The organism is Priestia sp. 179-F W1.4 NHS (assembly GCF_045369295.1).
Classification (GTDB): Bacteria; Bacillota; Bacilli; order Bacillales; family Bacillaceae_H; genus Priestia; species Priestia zanthoxyli.
This window is the reverse complement of the sequence record NZ_JBIQFF010000001.1, coordinates 1,440,059-1,453,072: the sequence shown is the minus strand read 5'-3', so window position 1 is coordinate 1,453,072 and position 13,014 is coordinate 1,440,059. Positions and strand designations below refer to the sequence as shown.

Genomic DNA, 13,014 nt, shown 5'->3' with positions numbered 1-13,014 from the left:
ACATCAGTTCCATTAATATCCAAGTTCTCAGACACTTTAAGTAAATTCGGGACATTTAGCTAAATTCCTTCTAAAATAGACAAAACGGTCTATATATTTCACTTTGTCCGTTAAGATACATAGAAAAAAGTCAGGATGAAAGTCTTCTTCATCCTGACTTTTTTATCGTTATGCTTTTTTCACAAACTGAGATTTTAAGCTCATCGCTCCAAATCCATCAATCTTGCAGTCGATGTTATGATCGCCTTCTACTAAACGAATGCTTTTTACTTTCGTTCCGATTTTTACAACCGATGAGCTTCCTTTTACTTTTAAGTCTTTGATGACAGTAACTGAATCTCCGTCTTTTAAAGCATTACCGTTTGCATCTTTTACAGTAAGCTGTTCTTCCGTGCTTTCTGCTTTTTCATCTTGACCCCATTCATGCGCACACTCCGGGCAGATGAACAGATTTCCATCTTCATATGTATACTGTGATTGACAGCTTGGGCAATTAGGTACATTCATTTTCTTTTCCTCCAGCAGCAGCCCGTAACCAATGGTACGATCACGAGATTACGTTTTTTATCTGTTTTATACTGTCACATTTTTATACGTTTAACAAGCTTTTCTATTTTCTCTATGCTGATGTTTTCTTTTCCAAATAAGTGAGCCGATAAACAGAACAAAACCCGCTCCAAAGACAAGAAGCTGATCTAAATAAAGGTCACCTGTCTTTACATACCGTATAATAAATAATCCTCCAAACATGAGCATCAGCATACATGAAAACCGAATGAGGTATGAATTGATTTCCATTTTTCATTCCTCCTTTTTGTAAGACATTTTTGTTACGAACAAAACGCGAACCATATGCCGAATGTAACTGCGTATAACGGCAAAATGACGGCTAGTTTTTGCTTCCAACCTTTAAAAAAAGAAGAATTATGAGGTGCAAACCAAAGCTCTAACGTACCGTATAACAGCAGTGCTCCCGCTGCTAGTATCGCAATCAAAGTCTCTCCCAATCCCATAAACACTCCTCACTTTCACTCTACGCACTTGAAGCTAAGCGCAGCATATATAGTAAATCTCATCATTACAAAAGACCTTATAATCGTGATGCATGCGGATTTTGAGCACTTTTTAATAATACATTTATTACCATTATATCATAATAAAAGCATTTTTGAGACTTTTTATACATGTAAATTATTGTATAATGAAAAGTAGACACAGAGAGAAAAGGGGAAGATTGTTTGAAGAGAACTCAGCTTATTTTTGTTATTACCCTGCTTATTGAAGGGGGATTAACCTATGCGTGCTCATCATTTTTGTCCGTTCGCTTTATTGAGCTTATGTTTTTTAGCGGACTTTTGTTTTCAGTTTTAACTTTTTGGTTTTCAAGCAGCGGAAGCAACAGCGCTCATTCTCACTATAACACTCACTCCATGAGGTTAATGTCTGGAGCCAATGTCGAACATAATCCGTTTCGTTTGCGCTGGACGGCTTATTTTCTTGCTTCTTTAAGCTTTACGGGAGTCGGCCTGATTTTTTTCATTCTGCTGCTGACGGCCGTTATTCCTCCCGCGAGCTAAAAAACCTGCTCTTCACAGAGAGCAGGCACTTACGAGAACAGCTTGAGAAGCAGGCATTTTCGCCTTACTTTATTCGCAACAGCTTGAGTCACATGATCTTTTAAAGGGCGAGTTAATATTCGTTTCAGCGGATGTTTTAGCATTCGTTTGCTAATGGGAACTTTGAAAATAATGCTGAGAACGACTGTTGCAAAAACCGATAGCAGTAAGACCGCAAAAGGCTTTTTTTGAAACCATCTCGAGAAGATAAGCATCATTACATAAATAAGTGCTGACCATCCCAAATGCCAGCCGTGTCTAAATGTAATCCCCTTACACCTAAGACCAATCCATTCTACAAATGAAGCTGTACATACCCATTTTAAGATATATTTTACCTGTTTAAGAAGTGTAGACGGATAAGTAGCTAAGAACGACAAAATCATGAGAGGTGTAATAAACATAAGGTGTAAAATACGCAGTACTTTTAATGAAAGATGAGAAGATTTAAAATCCCAAAGCAACTTATCGTTACATAAAAAGTAATAAAGAATATTAAAAAAGCTCACGTATAAAACCCCAGCATATAGCTCGTGAATTTTTTTCCACGTTTTCTTCTGGATATTTTGAAAAATCAGCCATAGAAGGACAGAAATATGCACCTTTGTTCACCTCTCTAACGTCGTTTTTAGAACCAATGTTATTTTATTTTTATTTCGTCCTGCTTCTTTTCAATTTTCCGAATCCATCCAATCAGCAGCCGGTTAAGATAGGATTTTAACGTTACGCTAATAAAGGTGTGGTACCACATCCAGCCTGTTTTCCATTCGATGAGCTTCGTTCGTTTTTCAGCCCATAATTCAATAAAAAACATGGGAATCGTAAAAAGTACAATTTTATATAAAATCTTTAACCCTTTATCGTGATACGTAGCCTGATTAATCATAACGGATATGCTAGGATACAGTAAAAAGTCGAACAACACATTAATTCTAAACTGTTTTTTCAGCAAGCGAGTTGGATATCGAAGAAGGCCGTGAGAGACAATAAATTTATCAATAATACCATTTGTTAAGGCATTAAATGCATAAGCCAGCAGCCAGTCTTTGATCGGTGGTTTTCTAAATAGAAAAGGGAGCATTCCCAGCCCTATAATCAGCATTGTACGTAAAAAATTCACTTCAAATTTTTTATTTCTCATAACCTTTTCGCTCCTTTCACCAAGTGTTGTTAGTATACCTTCGTGTCGATTGGCAGCTTAAGACGGTTGTTCTAATCCCGTTCTCTTTACGTACGTTCATGTTTGTTTTAGTTTTCAGTTCTTTGAAGAGATTTATACATATGGTTGAGACATGAAAAAAGCCCGACTCTAATCAGTCCGGGCTTCTTTCTTGATCTATTTTGTTCTTACCATCCAGCTACACAACCATCCGTTCGTGATTCACTTCCTCCGCATAGCACGCCGCTTTCAGGGTCTCTCCAAATAATCTGTCCGCGCCCAAATGCCATCGAATCCACGGCTACTTCAATTTTATGTCCTTTTCGTTCAAGCGCTTGTGCTACGTGTGAAGGAAAAGTCGGCTCAACAAGCACCGTTTTATCTTTTTTCCACTGCCATCTTGGCGCATCTAAAGCGGCTTGAGGATGAAGGTGAAAGTCAATCGTATTCATGACAACTTGCATATGTCCCTGCGGCTGCATAAACCCGCCCATCACCCCAAAAGGTCCTACGGGCGCATTATTTTTAGTGAGAAAGCCTGGAATAATGGTATGAAACGTTTTTTTATTAGGAGCAAGACAGTTATCGTGATTGAGGTCCATTGAAAAATTGTGACCGCGGTTTTGCAGAGCAATTCCCGTTTCTGGCACAACAATTCCAGAACCAAAGCCCATATAATTACTTTGAATGAATGAAACCATGTTTCCTTCTTCATCAGCCGTTGCTAAATACACTGTTCCGCTTCCGACCGGTTCTCCTGCTTCAGGCTGCAGAGCATGTTCTTCTATAAGGCTGCGGCGATAGTTTGCATATGTATCAGACAGCAGTTCGCTGACAGGTACGTTCATTTTCGCTTCTTCAGTAATGTATTTTGCTCCGTCCGCAAACGCAAGCTTTATCGCTTCGATTTGTTTATGATACGTATCGACGGCGTCTTTTTCTTGAAGCTCAAAGCCTTTTACGATATTTAATGCCAGTAACGCAATAAGCCCTTGTCCGTTCGGAGGAATTTCCCACACATCATATCCACGGTAGTGAGCGGAAATAGGATTTACCCACTCCGGTTCGTAAGCTGCCAAATCTTCTTTTGATAAAAATCCGCCATATTTTTTGCTGAATGCATCCATACGTTCTGCAAGCTCACCTTTATAAAAGGCTTCTGCATTTGTCTCACCAATGAGCTGAAGCGTATGAGCATGATCAGTAGATGACCACATCTCTCCTGCTTTTGGTGCTCGTCCATTCGGCGCAAACGTTTGAAACCACGATTCAAATTCTTCGCTTGTATGTACTCGTTTAAACGTATCGTACGCTTGTTTCCATTGTTTAGCGAGTGTAGGCGCTAACGGAAATCCTTCCTTAGCATATTGAATAGCAGGCTCCAGCACTTGAGAAAGAGGCAGTTTACCAAATCGCTTTGATAAAGCAGCCCAACCAGCCGGAGCACCGGGAACCGTAACGGGCATCATTCCGTACTTAGGAATTTCTTTGTATCCTTTTTCCTTCAGCGCATCAATGGAAATAGACTGCGGAGAAGGTCCGCTCGCGTTTAGTCCATACAGCTGATTATTCGTCCAAACAAGCGCAAACGCGTCTCCTCCGATCCCATTAGAGGCGGGCTCTAATACGGTAAGACTTGCCGCTGTAGCGATCGCTGCATCAATAGCATTACCTCCTTTTTTTAAGATATCAAGACCTGCCTGCGCTGCAAGCGGCTGAGATGTGGATATCATTCCTTTCTTTGCATAAACGGGAACTCGGTAAGATGGATATGGATGATAATGCGGATCATAGTTCATAAAAGCTCCTCCTCTTTTACACTTCTTAATTTTATTTAATTTTCTAAATAATTTAACTTCTTTATTTTACCATATTTATAGCCAAGCGCCTTTCTTTTTATCTCAGAATGACATGACTTCATTTACCTAAAATTGGTATACTGGTAGAGTAAAAGAATCGTCAAGGAGGATGATGTATGAAAAAAGTAAAAGCTGCCCTTCCACTCGCTGTTGCTTTAGCTCTCGGCCTTCAAGTACTTCCTATGTCCACTTCAACCATTCAAGCTGAAGCAGCGGCAAATGCTGCTCATCACTCAGCAAAAGTTGAAGTCAAACGAGCAAACGTATTTTTAACGAATGTAGCAAACGGAAAAACAAACGAAGCTACGCGCTACTTTTCCCGCAGCCTGCAGGCAAAAATGAGTGAAGACAACCTAAAAACATGGTGGTCATCTCTAACGGCTCAGCTTGGTGCTGTAAAAAAGATTGGTACAGCTGTACAAGGTGAAGTCAATACCGTTCATCGAAATATAGACATTCCCATTGAATTTGAACACGCATCAGCTACTTTAACCGTTCGATTTAGTCAAAATCGTCAAATTGATGACTGGCGAATTGTACCGGACGAGCGCCAGTTTTCGTTTTCCACACCGCCTTATGACACCCCTAAGAATTACAGAGAAACACAGCTTTCAATCGGCAAAGCACCTTACGAACTTCCAGCAACGCTCACTCTTTCAACACGTTCAAAGCATCAAAATGTCCCCGTTGTCATTTTAGTTCACGGATCAGGTCCTTCTGATCAAGATGAAACCTTTATGAGCTTAAAGCCGTTTCGAGATCTGGCTTCAGGACTGGCTTCTCAAGGAATCGCCGTTTTACGCTACAACAAGCGTACATACGAACATACAGCTAAAATGTCCGGTGAAAGTAAGATAAGCGTTGACGATGAAACAACTGATGATGCCGTACTTGCAGTCAAAGCAATGGCGAAACAAAAAGGCATCGACAGCCGTAACATTTTTATACTAGGACACAGTCAAGGCGGCATGATGATGCCCAGAATTTTAAATCAAACGCCGGATAAAAGCGTTCGCGGCTCTGTTTTACTTGCTGCACCGAGCCGCACACTTCCAGAGTTAATGCTTGAACAATTTTCCTATCTTGTATCGCTGAATCAGCTTCCGAAAGAGCAGCTTTCTTTTTTCCAGCAGCAGTTTGCCATTTTACAAGACCCAAGCTTTTCGCCAGCTCAGCCGCCAAAAGAATTTTTGCTTGGCACGCCTTATTTTTGGTATGACTTAGCTCACTGGCACCCTGCAGAAATTGCAAAATCTCAGAAAACGCCGCTGCTTCTTTTACAAGGAGCGCGTGATTATCAAGTAACGACCGAAGATTTTGAAGGCTGGAAGCAAAGCTTGTCTCAGCGTTCAAACGCTTCTTTTAAGCTTTATCCAAAGCTCAACCACTTTTTCACAGAAGGAACTGGTGAAAAAAGCACGCCCGATGAATATTCTGTTTCAGCCAACATTCCTTCTTATGTCATTGATGATATTGTGAAATGGGTTCGTGAAACGCAAAAGTAAAGAAACAAGGCGCTGTTTTATCAGCGCCTTGTTCTCTTACTCTTTAAACCTTCCCATTACAACCGTACTATAGTACTTCCCGTCTGACAGCACCTTGTCATTTTTTAATACTCCTTCTACTTCAAATCCGAACTTTTCATATAAATCAATGGCTTTTTTATTCGTTTCTAACACATTCAGCGTCATTTTCTTCATGCTCGCGCTCTCTGCCCACAGTATGGATTGCTGCAAAAAACCTTTGCCAATTCCGTATCCCCAATATTCTTGTGCGACGCATACACCAAACTCTACTTTATGAGCCAATCGCTTCAACTCATTACCTTCACATCTTGAAAATCCGACAATTTCATTATGTACAACCGCTACTAAAAATAAGTTTCGTTTACTTTCTGTGTCACGTTGAATAAGTTTTTCAAAGTCGGATTCGTCCATATACCCTTCTCCTGATTCACGATCTAAGTTTTCCGTTTCTCCATCTAGCTGAACTCTTAGGTGAGACAGTTCGTTTGCATCGCTAATGTGAGCTGAACGAATGATGTACTGAAGTCCTTTTACATGGTAAATCTGCTGATTGATGACCATCCTATACCTCCACATGTATTTCTTTCATTCAATCTATCAATTAGTTTTAATTTCCTTTATTATAAATATTATACACAAAGAAATGAAAGAGAGTTGAAGGAATTGCTTTGGTTATTGCTTTTGATTCTATACGGCATTTACAAGTTGTATAAATCAAGGAGACCGCTAACGAAGTTTGATCATTTTTACGAGAGAGCGTTTGAGCTGGAAAAGAAAAAGCGCTATGGAGATGCGCTTGATATACGTAACCAAGGAATTGAACTCCATACCCTTACCGATTTAGAACGAGCTGATTTACATTTAGCGAACGGGCGTATGCTTTTAAAACTAAAGCAATATGAAGAATCAACGAAACACTACGATGCATCATTTAAACTCGCAAAATACGAAAAGTTTCCTTATTCAGAGGGATTCGACGAAGTTATTGAAGCCTACTTGTATGCGGGGCGTAAAGAAGATGCGCTGATAATAACCAATGACATGTTAAAACGGCAAAGCTATGATCAAAAATTCAAGAAGCTCGAGCCTTTAAAAGAAAAGCTTCTTTCATACGAAGACTCATGGTAAAATTAAACAATTAAAAACGTATTATTAAGAGAGATCGAGGTGAGCGTAATGGTCATAACGGTTATTGTAGGAGTGCTGGGTCTGATTGGTTTAATTGCAGCAGGATTTGCGACGAATTATAAAGATACGAAGTAAGGATACATAAAAAAGAACAAGAACCAAATAGGTTCTTGTTCTTTTTTTAACGAGCCAACAGCTTTTCAGTAACGCGCAAAAACATCTTTACTCCGACTTCAAGCGAGGCTTCATCTATTGTAAACTTCGGATGATGATGAGGGTATACGATGTCATGTTCTTCATTTCGGGCTCCGATGTTAAAAAAAGCTCCTTCCGTTTCCTGCAGGTAAGCTGAAAAATCTTCTCCTCCCATTTTAGGAGACAGTGTTTTAACACGTTCTTTTCCGTATTCTTCGATGGCTGTTTCTTCAATTAGCCTTGTAATTTTTTCAGAGTTAATGACGGGATGATAGCCTTTTTCATATGTGAAGGTGTACTCTGCACCGTAGGCTTCTGTTAGTCCTTTTACAATCCGGTCGATTTGTGCCGGAACTTTTTCTCGCAGAGCCGCGTCAAAGCTTCGAACGGTACCGTTCAGCTGCACTTTATCAGGAAGTACGTTGTGCGTAGTTCCTCCGTGGAATTGTGTAACCGATACGACTAATTTATCGATTGGATTCGTCGTTCTTGAAACAATCGTTTGAAGGTTTGTCACAATTTGCGCTCCTACAACGATGGCGTCAACTGCTTCATGAGGCGCCGCGGCGTGTCCTCCTTTTCCTTTAATCGATATATTAAACGTGTCAGGCGAAGCCATCATAGGACCTGCAAGCACGCCGATTTCTCCGACCGGAAGACCAGAATTCAAGTGCGTACCAATTACATAATCCACACCTTCCATCACGCCTTCTTTCACAAGCTCCTGCGCTCCCCCGGGCAGCAGCTCTTCTGCGTGTTGAAAAATTAAGCGAATTTCTCCTTTAAATTCATTTCCTAACTGAGAAAGCACAGAAGCTACTCCTAGCAAAATAGCCGTGTGACCGTCATGTCCGCATGCATGCATCACGCCTTTATGAACCGAAGCAAATGAAAACGTATTTTCTTCTTCAATCGGCAGCGCGTCCATATCCGCTCGAATCGCAACTACTTTTCCCTCTTCTTTCCCTATTAATCTAGCTACCACGCTTGTTGGCGTAGGACGCGTAATGTTAAAGCTTCCAAATGAACGAAGCGTATCTTCAACAAACTGAGCCGTTCGGTGCTCTTGAAACGATAATTCAGGATAGCGATGAAAATGTCTTCTCCACTCAATTACCTGCTTCTTTAAGCTTTCTGTGACGCTGTATTCACCGATTGATTTAACTGTCATATACAAACTCCCCCTTTGTTTGACTATATCGATTGGCTGGAACGGAAAGGTTTAAATTTCCGCGCAGCGTATTGCTTTCGTATGAAGTGCCGTAAAGCCCACGCTCTTGCAAGATAGGCACCACTTTTTCCACAAACTGATGAAACGTCTCGCTCATAAACAGGCGAAGCACAAATCCATCCGCTGCTTCCTGCTCATACCATTTTTGCATTTCATCCGCTACGTGCTCTGGCGTTCCTGAAAACGACGAACGAGGCAAAATTGTTTCAAGCGCGACCTCTCTTAACGTTAACTTTCGAGCAGCAGCCGCTTGTTTAATTTTATTCGTGGTGCTTTGAAAGGCATTGGCTCCGATATCCCCTAACTCTGGAAACGGTGCGTCTACGTCAAATTGATGAAAGTCATAATCATCAAAAAAACGAGCTAAATATGTAATGGCATGATCAATTGGAATTAAAGCAGCAAGCTCTCCATATCTTCTTTCTACATCTTCCTCGCTATCTCCTATAATTAAATCAATACTTGGAAAAATGAGAAGCTCTTCAGGACTTCTTCCGTGATTTTTTGCTCTATTTTTCATATCTTGATAGAATGCCTGCGCCTCTTCTAGTGTATGTGCATTTGTGTAAATCGCATCCGCATTTTCCGCTCCGAAACCTCTTCCCCTTTCTGATGAGCCAGCTTGAAACACAACCGGATGTCCTTGCTTTGAACGAGCAATATTTAAAGGCCCTTGAACTTGAAAATGCTTGCCTTTAAACCCAAGCGTATGCATTTTTTTCGGATCAAAAAACTGACCGGTTTCTTTTTGATAGATAAAAGCATCGTCTTCCCACGAATCCCACAGCCCTTTTACTACGTCGAGATGCTCTTTTGCCATTTCGTATCGCTCGCTGTGAACAGGAAGATATCCTCTGCTGTGATTGCGCGCTGCCCCTTCTTGCGGAGAAGTAACTAAGTTCCATCCTGCTCGGCCACCGCTGATATGATCAAGAGACATCAGCTGACGAGCGATTGTAAAAGGCTCACTGAAACTTGTTGAAACCGTTCCAACTAGTCCGATGTGACTCGTAGAAGCAGCAAGAGCTGACAGCAGCGTAATGGGCTCAAAACGATTTAAAAAGTGAGGAATAGACTTTTCAGATATGGCTAATCCATCCGCAATAAAGACAAAGCTGAAAAGTCCTTTTTCTAATATACGCGCTTGTTTCTTATAAAACTCAATATTAATGCTCGCATCAGGCTCTACGTCCAGATGCCTCCATCCATCCGTCGTATTTCCAAGCCCTTTAATATTTGCTCCTAGCTTTAGCTTTCTTTTTTTACTCACCGTATATTTCCTCCTTTTTACGACAAATAAAAAGAGATGCTTTGATTGTTCAAAGCATCTCCAGTCGTCTGGTCGATTGTTTTTAAATAGCTGTTTATGTGACTTACCTGCATGTTATACCTACTATCCCGGTAAGTCAAATTAGCTTTTTAAATATTTCCTTTTATTTCTGTAAAACTACAGCTACATTTCCTACCTTACGTCCCGTTTCTACATATTCATGAGCTTCTGGAATTTGTTCTAAAGAGTAGCGTCTATCAATCACTGATTTGATACTCTCTTCTTGCATCAGCTTTTTAAGGAATAATAAATCTTTCGTCTCCACTTTCGCAATCCCTTGACCTTCCACTGAGACAAATTGTCCATTTAAAGCTAAAGCTTCCTTGCACTGATTTTTTGTGATTTTCCCAACAGCATCAAAAATAAGATCGTACCTTTTCTCTTTTTTAATAAAATCTTCAGTTTGGTAGTTGACGACGTGATTTGCTCCTAAAGATTTTACTAATTCGCTATTTTTGGCGCTGCACACGCCTGTCACTTCGGCCCCGTAATAGCTAGCAAGCTGTACAGCGGCAGTTCCTACCGCACCTGAAGCACCGTAGATAAGCACTTTTTGTCCGACTTGAATGTTTCCTTTTCTAAAAAAATGCAGAGCCGTTGTGCCACCAAAAGAAATAGAAGCCGCTTCTTCATAGGTTATATTCTCTGGCTTTATAGCTATTGTCCCTTTCTCTGTTAAGCAGATATATTCCACATATCCTCCGAACTTCATACCTGTCATCGCAAAAAGCTGATCTCCTTTTTTGAACTTTGTTACGTTTTTCCCTACTTCCTCTACTTCTCCAGCCAATTCTACTCCTAGTATCGGTTTTCTAGGCTTCCGTAACCCCAAAACTATTCGCATAGGAAGCCACAATAATAGTGGACTATTAAAGCTCCTCACTCTGCAGTCACCCGATGTCACTGTAGTTGCATAAATCTTTACGAGTATTTCATTCTCTTTTGGAGTAGGCTTTTCTACTTCTTTAAGCTGAAAAACGTCTGGTTTTCCATACTTTGTACATACCATTGCTTTCATAACAGCTCTCCTTTTTTTCTTAGAGTTCAGCGTATGTTTATAAACTATGCTCAGCCAGTGTCTTTACATTTTAAAAAGAACCCCTATGAATCTACTAACATATATGGTAAATAAAAGGATATTGCTATAAAATAAGTATAAAAACAGAAAGCGTGGTACGTGTTATTGTTTAAACTTCTTTTAATTGAAGATGATGTAACGCTGTTTAACGAACTGAAAGAGCGGTTGGAGCAATGGTCATATGATGTTTATGGCATCCGTGATTTCAGTAACGTTATGCAGGAGTTTAGCGAGGTAAAACCTGATTTAGTGATTATGGATATTCAGTTGCCGAAGTATGACGGCTTCCACTGGTGCAGAATGATTCGCTCTCACTCGAAAATCCCTATTATATTCCTATCTTCACGAGATCATCCTTCTGATATGGTCATGTCTATGCAGTTTGGAGCCGACGACTTTGTGCAAAAGCCGTTTCATTTTGATGTGCTTGTAGCAAAAATACAGGCCCTTCTCCGCCGCGTGTATAATTACAGCGTTGAACAAGTAAGCCTTCTTTCGTGGCAAGGCGCAACGATTGATTACGAAAAAAATAAAGTATCAACGGAATCTAAAGCTATTGAGTTAACCAAAAATGAAATCTTTATTTTAAAATGCTTAATATATAAAAAGAATACGATTGTAAGCCGAGATGAGCTGATTAATAGTTTGTGGGAAGATAAACGGTTTATCAGTGATAATACCCTAACGGTAAACGTCAATCGCCTGCGAAAAAAGTTAGATGAAATTGGACTGGGAAGCTTTATTGAAACAAAAGTCGGTCAAGGCTACGTAGCGATTGAAGAGGAACGCTATGATTAAACTCTTTATTCGCGAGCGTCTAAGCTGGATTCTTTTCTTTTTTATGATGCATCTTTTAATGCTTTTTATCGCTTATATTGATGAATCCATTCCTCTGTCTTCGATTCTTTATATCGTGTTTTTATCATCGATTATCTTTCTTATTTTTTGCGTCTTCCGCTATCAGAAAGAAACGAAATTTTACCAAGGGTTAAAAGATGAAGAGGATTTCTTTGATTCTTCTACTCTTTCTCATCCGCTGCGCCCCTTTGAAAAGATTGTTCAGCAAAATCTAATGCAACAATTAGAACAGGCGAAAAAAGATGCGGTGCAAACCCAGCTGCACGTGACGCAGGAAAAAGATGAAATGTTAGCTTGGATTCACGAAATTAAAACGCCGTTAACTGCAATGCATTTAATAATTGAACGCTTAGAAAATCGAGAAGTTAAAGCAAACTTGACGTTCGAGTGGCTCCGTATTCACTTTTTACTTGATCAACAGCTGCATCAAAAGCGCATTTTCTTTATCGAAAATGATATGTATATTGAACATCTGGATTTAGAGTCCCTTATTTTTACTGAAATCAAAACGCTGCAAGCTTGGTGTATGCAAAAAAATATTGGGTTTGATGTGGACATACAGGCAGAACGTGTACTGTGTGACGCAAAGTGGCTTTCGTTTATTATGAGACAGCTCTTAACAAACGCAGTCAAGTACAGTGAAGCATCTGACGTAATGATTAGAAGCTACAAGCACCATGGTCAAGTGTACGTCGAGATAAAAGACAGCGGACGCGGCATTTCTCCTCAAGATATGCCGCGCATTTTTGAGAAAGGTTTTACATCAACCACTCAGCATGAAGACAGCCGTGCCACAGGTATGGGTTTGTATCTCGCTCAAAAAGCTGCGCACGCTCTTTCTATTCACATTGGCGTGAAGTCCGTTCTTAACGAAGGCACGACGTTTACACTTGCCTTTCCTAAATCAAATGATTTTGTTGATATGAAAAGCATGTGACAAAAATGTCACATGCTTTCGTCATTTGTTCGGTGAATCAAAGGAAAACGCAAGGCTCTTTTTTTATAATAAACGTATCAGATCAAAGGAGTGAATA

The 13,014-nt window shown here is 40.1% G+C and carries 15 protein-coding genes; 5 read left to right on the top strand and 10 right to left on the bottom strand.

What is annotated here, in order from left to right; all coding sequences use genetic code 11:
- Positions 1-168: 168 nt before the first annotated feature.
- From ACH0CI_RS07750 to ACH0CI_RS07740, 3 genes are all read right to left on the bottom strand, one after another.
- Positions 169-507 carry a zinc ribbon domain-containing protein YjdM gene (locus ACH0CI_RS07750; protein ID WP_029715023.1) on the bottom strand — a complete coding sequence of 113 codons (339 nt, stop codon included), beginning with the start codon at positions 505-507 and terminating at the stop codon, positions 169-171.
- A 90-nt stretch (positions 508-597) separates the two neighbouring features.
- Complete coding sequence (locus ACH0CI_RS07745) at positions 598-798, bottom strand: hypothetical protein (protein ID WP_034263931.1); 201 nt, start codon at positions 796-798, stop codon at positions 598-600.
- Between the two features lie 32 nt (positions 799-830).
- On the bottom strand, positions 831-1,013 hold the full coding sequence (locus tag ACH0CI_RS07740) for a hypothetical protein (RefSeq protein WP_335706922.1): 183 nt from the start codon (positions 1,011-1,013) through the stop codon (positions 831-833).
- A 225-nt stretch (positions 1,014-1,238) separates the two neighbouring features.
- On the opposite strand from ACH0CI_RS07740, the gene ACH0CI_RS07735 reads away from it, so the two are divergent.
- On the top strand, positions 1,239-1,577 hold the full coding sequence (locus tag ACH0CI_RS07735) for a hypothetical protein (protein ID WP_406901213.1): 339 nt from the start codon (positions 1,239-1,241) through the stop codon (positions 1,575-1,577).
- Positions 1,578-1,606: 29 nt separating this feature from the next.
- Here the strand turns inward: ACH0CI_RS07735 and ACH0CI_RS07730 are convergent, their stop codons facing one another.
- The 3 genes from ACH0CI_RS07730 to ggt form a co-directional block, all read right to left on the bottom strand.
- On the bottom strand, positions 1,607-2,218 hold the full coding sequence (locus ACH0CI_RS07730) for a CBO0543 family protein (protein WP_406901212.1): 612 nt from the start codon (positions 2,216-2,218) through the stop codon (positions 1,607-1,609).
- Positions 2,219-2,256: 38 nt separating this feature from the next.
- Entirely contained in the window at positions 2,257-2,757 is a 501-nt protein-coding gene (locus ACH0CI_RS07725) for a CBO0543 family protein (RefSeq protein WP_335706925.1), read from the bottom strand.
- Between the two features lie 206 nt (positions 2,758-2,963).
- On the bottom strand, positions 2,964-4,574 hold the full coding sequence (gene ggt / locus ACH0CI_RS07720; protein ID WP_406901211.1) for a gamma-glutamyltransferase: 1,611 nt from the start codon (positions 4,572-4,574) through the stop codon (positions 2,964-2,966).
- Between the two features lie 176 nt (positions 4,575-4,750).
- Between ggt and ACH0CI_RS07715 the strand changes: the two genes are divergently transcribed.
- Complete coding sequence (locus ACH0CI_RS07715) at positions 4,751-6,139, top strand: alpha/beta fold hydrolase (RefSeq protein ID WP_406901210.1); 1,389 nt, start codon at positions 4,751-4,753, stop codon at positions 6,137-6,139.
- 36 nt (positions 6,140-6,175) lie between these two features.
- On the opposite strand, the gene ACH0CI_RS07710 is transcribed toward ACH0CI_RS07715, so the two are convergent.
- Entirely contained in the window at positions 6,176-6,721 is a 546-nt protein-coding gene (locus ACH0CI_RS07710; RefSeq protein WP_406901209.1) for a GNAT family N-acetyltransferase, read from the bottom strand.
- Positions 6,722-6,823: 102 nt separating this feature from the next.
- Between ACH0CI_RS07710 and ACH0CI_RS07705 the strand changes: the two genes are divergently transcribed.
- Entirely contained in the window at positions 6,824-7,288 is a 465-nt protein-coding gene (locus tag ACH0CI_RS07705; RefSeq protein ID WP_047750438.1) for a hypothetical protein, read from the top strand.
- Between the two features lie 181 nt (positions 7,289-7,469).
- Here the strand turns inward: ACH0CI_RS07705 and ACH0CI_RS07700 are convergent, their stop codons facing one another.
- The 3 genes from ACH0CI_RS07700 to ACH0CI_RS07690 all read right to left on the bottom strand — a co-directional run bounded on the left by ACH0CI_RS07700 (position 7,470) and on the right by ACH0CI_RS07690 (position 11,062).
- Positions 7,470-8,654 carry a M20 family metallopeptidase gene (locus ACH0CI_RS07700; RefSeq protein WP_335706930.1) on the bottom strand — a complete coding sequence of 395 codons (1,185 nt, stop codon included), beginning with the start codon at positions 8,652-8,654 and terminating at the stop codon, positions 7,470-7,472.
- Complete coding sequence (locus ACH0CI_RS07695; RefSeq protein WP_406901207.1) at positions 8,644-9,984, bottom strand: LLM class flavin-dependent oxidoreductase; 1,341 nt, start codon at positions 9,982-9,984, stop codon at positions 8,644-8,646. Before ACH0CI_RS07695 ends, ACH0CI_RS07700 begins: the two co-directional genes overlap by 11 nt.
- A gap of 163 nt (positions 9,985-10,147) precedes the next feature.
- Entirely contained in the window at positions 10,148-11,062 is a 915-nt protein-coding gene (locus ACH0CI_RS07690) for an NAD(P)-dependent alcohol dehydrogenase (RefSeq protein ID WP_406901206.1), read from the bottom strand.
- A gap of 165 nt (positions 11,063-11,227) precedes the next feature.
- Here ACH0CI_RS07690 and ACH0CI_RS07685 point away from each other — a divergent pair, with 165 nt between their 5' ends.
- Complete coding sequence (locus ACH0CI_RS07685) at positions 11,228-11,920, top strand: response regulator transcription factor (protein WP_033580356.1); 693 nt, start codon at positions 11,228-11,230, stop codon at positions 11,918-11,920.
- Positions 11,913-12,917: a sensor histidine kinase gene (locus ACH0CI_RS07680; RefSeq protein ID WP_335706933.1), complete on the top strand. Its 1,005-nt coding sequence runs from the start codon at positions 11,913-11,915 to the stop codon at positions 12,915-12,917. Before ACH0CI_RS07685 ends, ACH0CI_RS07680 begins: the two co-directional genes overlap by 8 nt.
- The last annotated feature ends 97 nt before the right edge of the window (positions 12,918-13,014 follow it).

What these genes read in the sequence shown, in the direction of transcription:
- ACH0CI_RS07745 (WP_034263931.1), bottom strand. Translation starts at nt 798, where the DNA reads ATGGAAATCAATTCATACCTCATTCGGTTTTCATGTATGCTGATGCTC.
- ACH0CI_RS07690 (WP_406901206.1), bottom strand. Translation starts at nt 11,062, where the DNA reads ATGAAAGCAATGGTATGTACAAAGTATGGAAAACCAGACGTTTTTCAG.
- ACH0CI_RS07715 (WP_406901210.1), top strand. Translation starts at nt 4,751, where the DNA reads ATGAAAAAAGTAAAAGCTGCCCTTCCACTCGCTGTTGCTTTAGCTCTC.
- ACH0CI_RS07710 (WP_406901209.1), bottom strand. Translation starts at nt 6,721, where the DNA reads ATGGTCATCAATCAGCAGATTTACCATGTAAAAGGACTTCAGTACATC.
- ACH0CI_RS07680 (WP_335706933.1), top strand. Translation starts at nt 11,913, where the DNA reads ATGATTAAACTCTTTATTCGCGAGCGTCTAAGCTGGATTCTTTTCTTT.
- ACH0CI_RS07740 (WP_335706922.1), bottom strand. Translation starts at nt 1,013, where the DNA reads ATGGGATTGGGAGAGACTTTGATTGCGATACTAGCAGCGGGAGCACTG.
- ACH0CI_RS07725 (WP_335706925.1), bottom strand. Translation starts at nt 2,757, where the DNA reads ATGAGAAATAAAAAATTTGAAGTGAATTTTTTACGTACAATGCTGATT.
- ACH0CI_RS07700 (WP_335706930.1), bottom strand. Translation starts at nt 8,654, where the DNA reads ATGACAGTTAAATCAATCGGTGAATACAGCGTCACAGAAAGCTTAAAG.
- ggt (WP_406901211.1), bottom strand. Translation starts at nt 4,574, where the DNA reads ATGAACTATGATCCGCATTATCATCCATATCCATCTTACCGAGTTCCC.
- ACH0CI_RS07750 (WP_029715023.1), bottom strand. Translation starts at nt 507, where the DNA reads ATGAATGTACCTAATTGCCCAAGCTGTCAATCACAGTATACATATGAA.